This is a genomic window from Acidovorax sp. NPDC077693, assembly GCF_044542805.1.
GTDB lineage: Bacteria > Pseudomonadota > Gammaproteobacteria > Burkholderiales > Burkholderiaceae_C > Acidovorax.
The window spans coordinates 128,272-139,614 of the sequence record NZ_JBITVD010000006.1 but is presented as its reverse complement, the minus strand read 5'-3'; the positions used below and the strand labels follow the sequence as shown (position 1 = coordinate 139,614).

8 protein-coding genes are annotated in these 11,343 nt (G+C 67.4%); 6 read left to right on the top strand and 2 right to left on the bottom strand.

Features of this window, described 5'->3' with window-relative positions; all coding sequences use genetic code 11:
• Positions 1-16: 16 nt before the first annotated feature.
• Both pdeM and ACIGHN_RS10045 read left to right on the top strand, forming a co-directional pair.
• Positions 17-757: a ligase-associated DNA damage response endonuclease PdeM gene (gene pdeM, locus ACIGHN_RS10050; RefSeq protein ID WP_396504244.1), complete on the top strand. Its 741-nt coding sequence runs from the start codon at positions 17-19 to the stop codon at positions 755-757.
• Positions 758-1,015: 258 nt separating this feature from the next.
• Positions 1,016-3,253 (top strand): NADP-dependent isocitrate dehydrogenase, encoded by a 2,238-nt coding sequence (locus ACIGHN_RS10045; RefSeq protein WP_056410531.1) that lies wholly within the window; start codon positions 1,016-1,018, stop codon positions 3,251-3,253.
• Between the two features lie 210 nt (positions 3,254-3,463).
• Here ACIGHN_RS10045 and ACIGHN_RS10040 read toward each other — a convergent pair whose 3' ends face one another.
• Complete coding sequence (locus tag ACIGHN_RS10040) at positions 3,464-4,879, bottom strand: hypothetical protein (RefSeq protein WP_396504243.1); 1,416 nt, start codon at positions 4,877-4,879, stop codon at positions 3,464-3,466.
• Between the two features lie 144 nt (positions 4,880-5,023).
• Here ACIGHN_RS10040 and ACIGHN_RS10035 point away from each other — a divergent pair, with 144 nt between their 5' ends.
• Together ACIGHN_RS10035 and ACIGHN_RS10030 are read left to right on the top strand one after the other, a co-directional pair.
• The gene (locus ACIGHN_RS10035; RefSeq protein ID WP_056410537.1) at positions 5,024-5,974 is read left to right on the top strand and encodes a LysR family transcriptional regulator; all 951 of its coding nucleotides are present in this window, start codon (positions 5,024-5,026) and stop codon (positions 5,972-5,974) included.
• 109 nt (positions 5,975-6,083) lie between these two features.
• Positions 6,084-7,358, top strand: coding sequence for an alpha/beta hydrolase family protein (locus ACIGHN_RS10030; RefSeq protein WP_396504242.1), 1,275 nt, complete (start codon positions 6,084-6,086; stop codon positions 7,356-7,358).
• Between the two features lie 94 nt (positions 7,359-7,452).
• Here ACIGHN_RS10030 and ggt read toward each other — a convergent pair whose 3' ends face one another.
• The gene (ggt, locus tag ACIGHN_RS10025; protein WP_396504241.1) at positions 7,453-9,330 is read right to left on the bottom strand and encodes a gamma-glutamyltransferase; all 1,878 of its coding nucleotides are present in this window, start codon (positions 9,328-9,330) and stop codon (positions 7,453-7,455) included.
• Between the two features lie 241 nt (positions 9,331-9,571).
• Here ggt and ACIGHN_RS10020 point away from each other — a divergent pair, with 241 nt between their 5' ends.
• Both ACIGHN_RS10020 and ACIGHN_RS10015 read left to right on the top strand, forming a co-directional pair.
• Positions 9,572-10,033: an Lrp/AsnC family transcriptional regulator gene (locus ACIGHN_RS10020; protein ID WP_056411578.1), complete on the top strand. Its 462-nt coding sequence runs from the start codon at positions 9,572-9,574 to the stop codon at positions 10,031-10,033.
• A 153-nt stretch (positions 10,034-10,186) separates the two neighbouring features.
• The gene (locus tag ACIGHN_RS10015; protein ID WP_056410542.1) at positions 10,187-10,837 is read left to right on the top strand and encodes a TetR family transcriptional regulator; all 651 of its coding nucleotides are present in this window, start codon (positions 10,187-10,189) and stop codon (positions 10,835-10,837) included.
• Positions 10,838-11,343 lie beyond the last annotated feature (506 nt).

Here is an 11,343-nt window from a genome sequence, read left to right as displayed (position 1 = left end):
CGACGACCGACCGACCTTGCCCGTGACCGCAGACACCGACACCACCACCGCCTCTTCGCTGGCATCCCCACCTGCTGGCGCCCACGCCATCACCCTGCACTGCGGCACCGCCCTGTGGCTGCTGCCCCAGCGCGCCGTGTGGTGGCCCGCCGCGCGCATGGCCTTCGTGGCCGACGTGCATTTCGGCAAGGCCGCCACCTTCCGCCGCGCAGGCCAGCCCGTGCCGCACGGCACCACGGCGGACAACCTGGCCCGGCTCGACACCGTGCTGGCCGTGACGGGCGCGGAGCACCTGGTCTTTCTGGGCGACTTTTTGCACGCCCGCAGCGGTGCGGACGAGCGGCTGTGGAACCAGCTGCTGCCCTGGCGCCAGCACCACGCGCACATCGCCATGACCCTGGTGCGCGGCAACCACGACCTGCACGCGGGCGACCCGCCGCGCGCCCTGGGCATCGACCTGGCCGACGAGCCCTGGCAACCCCTGCCAGGCGCCCCGGTGGCCGCCTGCCACCACCCGCAGACCGCGGAAGGCGCCACTGTGCTGGCCGGCCATCTGCACCCCACCACCACGCTGTACGGCCCGGCGCGCGATGCCATGCGGCTGCCCTGCTATGCCCTGACACCCGGGCTGCTGGTGCTGCCGGCATTCGGTGCCTTCACGGGCACATCGAGCCAATCGGTGCCGCCGATGGCGCGGCGGTTTGCGGTGGTGGGGGACCGCGTAATGGCCATCACGCTCCCAGCTGCGGCCCGTTGAGCCCTGGTGCTTGGCCCTGCCTGCCATGGGGTTTAGCGTTTTTTTGAGAACCCCTTTTCGCTTGGCGAATGCCCATGCCTGCATGGAAACGAGCGAAAAAAATGTGTTTACCCACCCGTAAATTTTGCATCGTGGAATTCGATTGCAAAAACCGGGGCCCGAGAAAGCGCCAAGGAAGGAGAATGCGAGAGCATCCGCGTTTGGCCTCTGTCCTGCACCGGTAGGGGCCGTCCACATACTCGTTTCGTGAGACAAGCCATGACGACTCAGCAACCGACCATCATCTACACCCTGACCGACGAGGCACCTCGCCTGGCCACGGCTTCCTTTCTTCCCATCATCCGCACCTTTGCCGCACCGGCCGGCATCAACGTGGCGGAATCGGACATCTCCGTGGCCGCCCGCGTGCTGGGCGAGTTCCCCGAATTCCTGAAGGAAGACCAGCGCGCGCCGAACACGCTGGCCGAGCTGGGCAAGAAGACGCTGCAGGCCGATGCCAACATCATCAAGTTGCCCAACATCAGCGCGTCGGTGTCCCAGCTCAAGGCAGCCATTACCGAGCTGCAGGGCAAGGGCTACGCACTGCCCGACTACCCGGACCAGCCCAAGGACGACAAGGAAAAGGACATCAAGGCCCGCTACGGCAAGTGCATCGGCTCGGCCGTGAACCCCGTGCTGCGCGAAGGCAACTCCGACCGCCGCGCGCCCAAGGCCGTCAAGGAATACGCGCGCAAGAACCCGCACAGCATGGCCGAGTGGAGCCAGGCCTCGCGCTCGCACGTCTCGCACATGCACGCCGGAGACTTCTACCACGGTGAAAAGTCCATGACGCTGGACCGCGCCCGCGAAGTCAAGATGGAGCTGATCACCAAGAGCGGCAAGACCATCGTCCTGAAGCCCAAGGTCGCGCTGCTCGACCGCGAGGTCATCGACAGCATGTTCATGAGCAAGAAGGCGCTGCTGGCCTTCTACGAAAAAGAGATCGAAGACGCCCGCAAGACCGGCGTGATGTTCTCGCTGCACGTGAAGGCCACGATGATGAAGGTCTCGCACCCCATCGTGTTCGGCCACTGCGTGCGTATCTTCTACAAGGATGCTTTCGAGAAACACGCCAAGACCTTCGACGAGCTGGGCGTGAACGTGAACAACGGCATGGTCGACCTGTACAGCAAGATCGAGACGCTGCCGCAAAGCCAGCGCGACGAGATCAAGCGCGACCTGCACGCCTGCCACGAGAACCGCCCCGAGCTGGCCATGGTCGATTCGGCCAAGGGCATCACCAACTTCCACTCGCCCAACGACATCATCGTGGACGCCTCCATGCCCGCCATGATCAGGAACGGCGGCAAGATGTGGGACGCCAACGGCCGCCTGAAGGACGTGAAGGCCGTGATGCCCGAGTCGACCTTCGCCCGCATCTACCAGGAGATCATCAACTTCTGCAAGTGGCACGGCGCGTTCGACCCCAAGACCATGGGCACGGTGCCCAACGTGGGCCTGATGGCCCAGCAGGCCGAGGAATACGGCTCGCACGACAAGACGTTCGAGATCGCCGAAGACGGCGTGGCCAACATCACCGACCTGGCCACGGGCGAAGTGCTGCTGTCGCAGAACGTGGAGCAGGGCGACATCTGGCGCATGTGCCAGGTCAAGGACGCCGCGATCCGCGACTGGGTGAAGCTGGCCGTGAACCGCGCCCGCAACTCGGGCATGCCCGTGGTGTTCTGGCTCGACTCGTACCGCCCGCACGAAGCGCAGCTGATCACCAAGGTCAAGATGTACCTGCACGAGCACAACACCACGGGCCTGGACATCCAGATCATGAGCCAGGTGCGTGCGATGCGCTACACGCTGGAACGCGTGATCCGCGGCCTGGACACCATCAGCGCCACCGGCAACATCCTGCGCGACTACCTGACCGACCTGTTCCCCATCATGGAACTGGGCACCTCGGCCAAGATGCTGTCCATCGTGCCGCTGATGGCCGGTGGCGGCATGTACGAAACGGGTGCCGGCGGCTCGGCGCCCAAGCACGTGCAGCAGCTGGTGGAAGAAAACCACCTGCGCTGGGATTCGCTGGGCGAGTTCCTGGCACTGGCCGTGTCGTTCGAAGACCTGGGCCTGAAGACCGGCAACGACAAGGCCAAGGTCCTGGCCAAGACGCTGGATGCCGCCACGGGCAAGCTGCTGGACAACAACAAGAACCCCTCGCCCAAGACCGGCCAGCTGGACAACCGCGGCAGCCAGTTCTACCTGGCGCTGTACTGGGCGCAGGAGCTGGCCGCGCAGACCGGCGACGCCGCCCTGGCCGCCAAGTTCGCGCCCCTGGCCAAGCAACTGGCCGACAACGAGCAGAAGATCGTGGACGAGCTCAATGCCGTGCAGGGCCAGCCCACCGACATCGGCGGCTACTACCTGCCCGACACCGCCAAGCTCGACACCGTGATGCGCCCCAGCAAGACGCTGAACGACGCGCTGAAAAGCGTCGCAGCCTGAGAGCCACGCCCCTGAGCCGCTGTGCGCTGTCCCCGAAAGGGAACGCGCCAGTTATCCAGTGGGAGGGCGGATGGTGATTTATTGATGAAATAAGCCTCTACCGCGCTCCCAATAAGCGCTATCAGCTATATTTTTCATAGCGCATTAAAACAAAGGCCCTGCTGACCAGCAGGGCCTTTGTGCTTTGCGGAGCCTGTTGCCGTCGTGGGCTCAGGGCCGTGTGCGGTCGTACACCCGGCTGGCCAGGGGCGCCGGCACGTAGTCGGGCAAAAACGCGCAGCCCTTGCCGAAGGCAGCTTCGTTGGCAGGGCACTGCTGGGCGATGCTCTCGGGCGTGGGTTTGACGCCTTCATCCGCCCAGCGCAGCAGCGCGGTCAACAGCGTGGGGTAGGTCGGGTCGCTCAGGTAGCTGTGGGTGTTGTGGCGCGTGAAGGTCTGCACCAGCCGCGCGCCGCTGCCGCCCTGCTCCATCGTGGCCTTGAACTGCGCGTCCAGTTCGACGAACGCGGTGGGGTCGTCCACGCCCTTCACCGTCAGCACCGGCACGGGGATGCGGCCCGTGGGGTCGGTGTCCTGGCCGAAGCGCGCCACGGCCTGTGGGTCGGCCTGGTAGCGCAGCACGCCCGCGTTGAGCGCCGCATCGTCCGGCGAACCCTTGTAGACCACGCCCCGGTTGCCGAACGGGCTGGCGCCGCCGGTGCGGTGCTGCACCACGTCGCGAAAGTGGAAGGTGGCCCAGTTCATGTGGCCCTGGATGGAGCTGGCCGGAATGCGGATCACATCGACGATGGTCTTGACCTTGGCCTGCTGCTCCGCCGTGCGCTCTGCGGCCGGCTTGTTCAGCCCCAGGCATTCGTTGAGCCGCGCCTGCAGGTCGTTTTGCGACATGGTGGCATCACGCGGCAGGCCGATGTTGAGCGGGTACGCCGCCTCGGTGGGCCGGGGGTGGTTGTGGCACAGGTACTGGTAGACCACGCGCAGGTCGGTGCGAAAGTCGTACGACCGCGTGCCGCCCGCCAGCACGCCGCTGGTCAGCAGCACCGCGTCGTACGGGCGCTTGCCGTCGGCCGTGCGCTGGAACATCCCGGCCCCCTGGGCCGCCACGCTGGCGCCCCACGACTGGCCGTGCAGGATGGTGCGCTGCGGCTGGGCCACGTGCTGCACGAAGATCTGCCGCAGGCGCTCGGTGTCCTCCGCCGCGGCGCGCACTTCCACGCCGCCCTGGCGGAAGGTGCTGCCCGCCCACGCATAGCCCGCGCGGACCATGATGGACCAGCGCTCCAGGTCCTCCACCGACCGTTCGGGCTTGGGCGCGCCCAGGGCCGGGCCGCCGTGCGCGTGCAGCACCAGGCGCTGGTTCCAGGTGGTGGGCATGGCGATCAGGTAATAGGCCCCGGCGGAATCCTGGCCTGCGAGGCACTTGGCGATGGCGGCCAGCTCCTTGGGACAGGCCGTCGCCGTGGGCGCCGCCTCGCGGGTGGCCTGGGCCGGCACCGCCTGCGCAGCCGAGGGCGCACGGGGTGGCACCGGGGCGCAGGCGGCCACCAGGCCGGCGAGCGCCACCAGCGTGAGGCGTGCGGGCAGGGGCGTGCGCGGGATGAGGGGATGGTGCTGCGGTGCAGTCATGCGGTTGTCTCCGTTGGAATAGTCATGGAATCGGCTGTCGCAGCGCATCGTAGGAACGCACGTTCCATACGTCAAATATGCTGAATTGCGGCATGCCATACGATTCACCTATGACCTGCTTTAACGCACCCTGCAGCCACTGACATGGACATCCGCCAACTGCGCTACTTCCTGGCCGTCGCCGAGGCGGGCCACATCACGCGCGCCGCCGAGCAGTTGGGCATGGCCCAGCCACCGTTGAGCCAGCAGATCAAGGCGCTGGAAGGCGCGGTGGGCCTGGCCCTGTTCAAGCGCCATGCCAAGGGCGTGGCGCTCACCGAGGCCGGGCGCGCGCTACAGGCCGATGCCACGCGCCTGGTGCACGACTTCGATGCGCTGCACAGCCGCATGCAGCTGCTGGCCGAAGGCAAGACCGGGCGGCTGTCCATCGCGTTCACCAGTTCGGCGGCGGCGCACGAGTTCACGCCGTTTGCCCTGCGCGAATGCCGCGCGCGGCACCCCGACCTGGTGCTGGAGATCGGCGAGAACAACGCCGCAGAGATCACCGAGGCCGTGGCCGATGGCCGCCTGCACTGCGGCCTGCTGCGCGTGCCTGTGGCACGGCCTGTGGGCCTGGCGTTCGACACCCTGCAGCACGAACCCGCCATGGTGGCGCTGCCCATCGACCACCCGCTCGCGCTGCGCCAGCGCCGCGGCAAGCCGCTGCCCATCGAAGTGGCCGACCTGCACGGCGAGCCGATGATCCTGGTGCGCCGCACCGGGGCGCCGGGCCTGTACGCCAACCTGCTGGCGCTGTGCGACGAGCACGGCGTGCAGCCCCGCGTGGTGGCCGAAGTGGCGCGCATGCTGACCAACCTGAACCTGGTGGCCGCAGGCACCGGCATTTCCGTCGTGCCATCGTCGATGCTGGGCGTGCACCGCCATGCGATTGCGTACCGGCCGCTGGTGGACCACGGCCGGCTCGAAGTGCCGCTGACGCTGGTCTACCGCAGCGACGACAACGTGGGCCCCACGGCGACCTTCACCGCGCTGCTCAAGACACTGGCGGGTGCACTGCCGGCGGCAGCGCCACGCCGGACAACGCCGCGCGGGTAGTGCCGACAGCGCCGATAGTGCCGCGGCGCACAGTGCCGTTGCTATAGTCGTTCGATCATTCGACAGGAGGACGGCGATGGCAGGACAGGGCTGGCGGCTGAGGGCCGTGATGGTCGCTACAGCAGCCGTATGGGCTGCCGCGGGCGCGGTGCACGCAGAACCCACGGCGTGGCCGGACTACATGCCGCGCCTGTCCGCTGGCGTGTCGGAAAGTCCCATCGACGCCGCACTGCCGGCCGATGTGGCGGTGGTCGCGCCCGACAGCACCGTGCCGCCCGGCATCGCACGCTGGAGCGGCCTGTGGCAGGGCTGGGCCTGTGTCGCCCAGGTGTGCGATGTGAAGCTGGCCGTCGAGAAACTGTCACCCACCGGCGCCACCCTGGCCTACGCAGCGGCCAGCAGCGGGCAACCGGCCTTCACCGAACGCACGGACGCCCGCTTTGTCGACGGGGAGCTCGTCGCGCAGCTCAAGACCGGCACGAAGCTGGTGCTGCGCCTGCGGGCCGACGGCGACATGGACATGTCGCTGTGGCGCCCGAATGCGCAGCTGCTGTCGGCGGGCGTGCTGACGCAAAAAGCGCAGGCCCGGCCCTACCGCCGCAGCACCGAGCGCGTGCCCACGCCCTGGACGGAGAACGGCCAGGCCCAGACGCTGGAGATGGTGGTGTACCGCCCGGTGGCAACGCCCGGACCCTGGCCCACGCTGGTCTTCAACCACGGCTCCACCGGCGAGGGCAATCAGCCCGCGTGGTTCAAGTTCACCTCGGCGAGCCCCGAGGTCGGCCGCTACTTTGCCGAGCGCGGCTGGCAGGTGGTGTTTCCGCAGCGTCGCGGGCGCGGCCAGTCCGACGGGCTGTACGACGAGGGTTTCGAAGCCGACCGCTCGCGCTATGCGTGCCGGCCCGAGCGGTCCCTGCCCGGCGTGGACCGTGCCATCGCGGACCTCGACGCCACCATGGCCTACCTGCGCCAGCGGCCGGATGTCGACACCACCCGCCTGCTCATCGGCGGCGTGTCGCGCGGCGGCATCCTGTCGGTGGGGTATGCGGGCAGCCAGCCGCAGATGTTCGCGGGCGTGATCAACTTCGTGGGCGGCTGGGTGGGAGACCTGTGCCCTGCGGCAGACCAGATCAACCCGGTGGCCTTTCGCCGGGGCGCGGCCTTTCGCAAGCCGACGCTGTGGCTCTATGGGGACAAGGACCCGTACTACTCGCTGCAACACAGCCGGCAGAATTTTGCGGCGTTCGAGGCGGCCGGCGGACAGGGCCGGTTCATCGCACTGCCCGCGCCCGCGGGCGGCAACGGGCACTTCATCCACACCGAAAGGCCCCTGTGGGAGGGTGCGGTTACGGACTATCTGCAACGGGTCGTCCCGCCGCGCTGAGCATGTGTCAGTGGGCCGATGGGACGGTAGGCCGGCCACAAAAAAAGGCCGCCGCGCCCCCTCGGAGCGCGGCGGCCTTTCGCACATCAACCGATCAGTTGTTGCCCTGCGCCGTGCCCTCGCGCCGTGGGTCTGCACCACCGGCAAAAGTGCCCGCGCCCGGGTTGCGCGCGAACAGGCCGGGGGTGCCGTTGCCACGCACACCGTTGTAGACCGCGCCGTGCAGGCCGCTGGTGAAGGTGTCGGTCTGCGCCACGGTGTGGCCGCGGGCCTTCAGGCCGTCGCGGATGGCCACCGTGTCGATGACCGAGCCTTTTTCGATGGACGTGGTGGCGTTGGTCTGCGCGCCGAAGTTGGGCAGGTTGATCGCCTGTTGCACGTTCAGCCCCCAGTCCGTCATGCCCAGGATGGCCTTGGCGGTGTACTGGATGATGGCGCTGCCGCCGGGCGAGCCGATGGCGCCTTCCAGGTCGCCGGTGGTGGCGTTGAAGACGATGGTGGGCGCCATGGAGCTGCGGGGGCGCTTGCCGGGCTGCACGCTGTTGGCAATCGGCAAGCCTGCAGCGTCGGTGGCGGTGAACGAGAAGTCGGTCAGCTGGTTGTTGAGCAAAAAGCCCCGCACCATCTGCAGGCTGCCGAAGCCGTTCTCGATGGTGGTCGTCATGGACACCGCATTGCCCGCGTTGTCGATGATGGACAGGTGGGTGGTGGACGGCAGGGCGGCCGAGTTGTCGAGGCCCTTGGCGCCGCTCACGCCGGGAGGCGTGCCTGCGGTGGGCGTGCCGATGCTCTTGGTCAGGCTGATGAGCTTGGCGCGGTCCTTGAGGTAGTCGGCGTTGATGAGGCCGGCCTGCGGCACGTTGACGAAGTCAGGGTCGGCCACATACACGGCGCGGTCGGCATACGCCAGGCGGTAGGCCTCGGACACCACGTGCACCGAGTCCAGCGTGTTGGGCTTCATGGCCGCCAGATCGAACCCTTGCAGCAGGCCCAGCGTCTGCAGCACGGCGATGCCGCCCGAGCTCGGCGCGGGCATGCCGCAGACGCGGTACTGGGTGCGGTACACGCCGCAGACGGGCTCGCGCACCTTGTGGGTGTAGCTGTTCAGGTCGTCCAGCGAGAGCTTGCCGGGGTTGGTGGGGTGGCCCGTGACCTTGGCCACGATGTCCTTGGCAATGTCGCCTTTGTAGAACGCATCGGCACCGCCGGCTGCAATGGCGCGCAGCGTGGCCGCGAGCTCGGGGTTTTTCAGCAGCGTGCCGGCGGCCTTGGCCGTGCCGTCGGCGTTGAGGAAGTAGCTGGCGCCGGGCTCACCCTGCGCCTTGATGCGCGCGGCCGAGCCTGCGATGGACACGCTCATGCGCGGCGAGATGGCAAAGCCGTTGTCGCTGAGCGCGATGGCGGGCTCGAACAGGTCCTTCCAGGGCAGCTTGCCGTGCACCTTGTGCGCGGCTTCGAGCATGCGCAGCACGCCGGGCGTGCCCACCGAGAGGCCGCCGTCCACCGCTGCCAAGAAGGCCAGGGGCTTGCCGTCTGCACCGATGAAGAGGTTGGGGGTGGCGTTCTTGGGCGCGGTCTCGCGGCCGTCATAGGCCAGGAGCTTGTTGGCGCCCTTGTCGAAATGCAGCATGAACGCGCCGCCGCCGATGCCCGACGACTGCGGCTCCACCAGGTTCAGCACCATCTGCACGGCAATCGCGGCATCGAGCGCGGAGCCGCCCTTGGCCAGGATGTCGACCCCGGCCTTGGTGGCCAGCGGGTTGGCCGTGGACACCATGTCCTTGTTGGCATAGCTGATGGTCTTGGGCGTGTAGCCCGAGGGCGGCTCTGGCGGCACGTACTGCTCGACGGGCTCGGGCGTGGCGACGGGGGTGGAGGGGCCGTCGCTGCCGCCGCAGGCCGACAGCACCGCCAGCGCGGCAAGGCTCAGCGCCCAGAGGGCGGGTTTGCGTGAAAAGTCTGAAGCCGTCATGAATGAAGTCCTTGTATGAGGGAAGGGGAAACGGGCCGACCGCACCGCAGTGCAGGGCGCTGCGAAACAGCACCCCGCACCACGTTGGCGTCAACCCGGCAAAGCACGCCACGGCGAGCGCAGGTTCCGTGCCAGAACGCCCGCCCAGTATGTGACGAATTGATGAAAATCATTTTGCTTTTATTCCCGCGCAGGCGCCAAATAGGAGAAACGAGTTTTCATATTTGCCGTGAAACAGAATCTGGATTCCATCGACCGCCAACTGCTGGCCTTGCTGCAGCACGACGCCGAGACGCCGCTGGCCACGCTGGCCGAGGCCGTGAACCTCTCCAACACGCCCTGCTGGCGGCGCATCCAGTGGCTGCGCGAGAAGGGCTACATCACCCGGCACGTCGCGCTGGTGGACCCGCGCAAGGTCAACGTGGGCGTGACGGTGTTCGTGGCCATCAAGACCAACCAGCACCACCAGCAGTGGTTCGAGACCCTGCGCGACGTGGTGATGGGCATCCCGGAGATCGTGGAGTTCTACCGCATGAGCGGCGACGTGGACTACCTGCTGCGCGTGGTGGTGCCCGACATCCGCGCGTACGACGCGGTGTACAAGCGGCTGACCCGTGCCGTGGCGCTGTCGGACGTGAGTTCCAGCTTTGCGATGGAGGAGATCAAGTTCACCACGGCGCTGCCGCTCGACTACGCGCAGTGACGCCTTGGCCTGCGGCGGCCCGTCCGCTCGCGCCGTGCGCACGGCACAATCCGGCCACTGCGCCGCACCGCGCCCGCCGCCATCGCCGCCGCCCGCCCTCCAGCAATCCAGCCAGGACTGGATTTTGTTAACCAAATAGTGAACTATTCGGGCATGACCAAAGACACCGAGACCCCCGCCAAGGAGCGCCAGCGGGACGCAGACCGATCGCAGGGCGCGATCTTCAGCGCCGCACGCGACGAGTTCGCCGAGCACGGCCTGGGCGGCGCCCGCATGGACCGCATCGCCGAGCGCGCGGGGCTGAACAAGCGGCTGATCTACTACTACTTCGAAGACAAGGAAAAGCTGTTCCAGGCCGTGCTGGAGCAGGCGTACCTGCACATCCGCGAGGAAGAGCGCAAGCTCAACCTGCTGGAGCTGGCGCCTGCCACGGCCATCCGGCGGCTGGTGGAGTTCACCTGGACCTACTACCTGGAGAACCCGCAGTTCCTCACACTGCTCAACAGCGCCAACCTGCACAAGGCGCGGCACCTGCAGGAGTCCCAGCGCGCCCGGGAGATGAACTCGCCGCTGATCGCCACCCTGGCCGAGGTGCTGGAGCGCGGCCGCAGCGACGGCAGCTTTCGCGGCGGGGTGGACCCGCTGCAGCTGTATGTGTCGATCGCCGGGCTGTCGTATTTCTATCTGTCCAACAACCACACCCTGTCGGCCATCTTCGGGCGCGACCTCATGGCGCCCAAGGCGTGCAACGAGCGGCTCTCGCACATGTGCGACGTGATTTTGGGGTACGTGCTGCGGGCGTGAGCGTCTGAGCACCAGGGGCGCTGCTGCAGCACTTGTTGCTTGTCAGGCACTAGCCCCTCTCCTCCTTCGGGAGAGGGGTTGGGGAGAGGGGGCCGGATTCCAGCGCCGCGCCTGTATCGCCCCCCTCTCCCCGGCCCTCTCCCGCGAGGGGAGAGGGAGTGAAGGCAGGGCTTCGCGCGTGTTGAGGCCGTCGGCCGTGTCGGTCTCCCCCACCGTGACTGAAACACGCACTACGGACACGCGGCACCGTCGTCGCACACCCCGGCTTATCCCCTCTCCCCTCGCGGACACCGCCGCCATCCGCGCCCCTGCCCCATCCCCTCTACCCTCGCGGGAGAGGGAGTGAAGAGAACGCAAGTGGCGCCTTCAAGGTCCCGCCACCACCTCCCAAAATCCCCAACCGACAAACCGCGAGCCGGGTAAACCCCTAAATCCACCGTGTCGAACCGCGTTGACGTGCAAGGCATGTTCCTGAAAAATGCACTCTATTCACCAATCAGTGAATT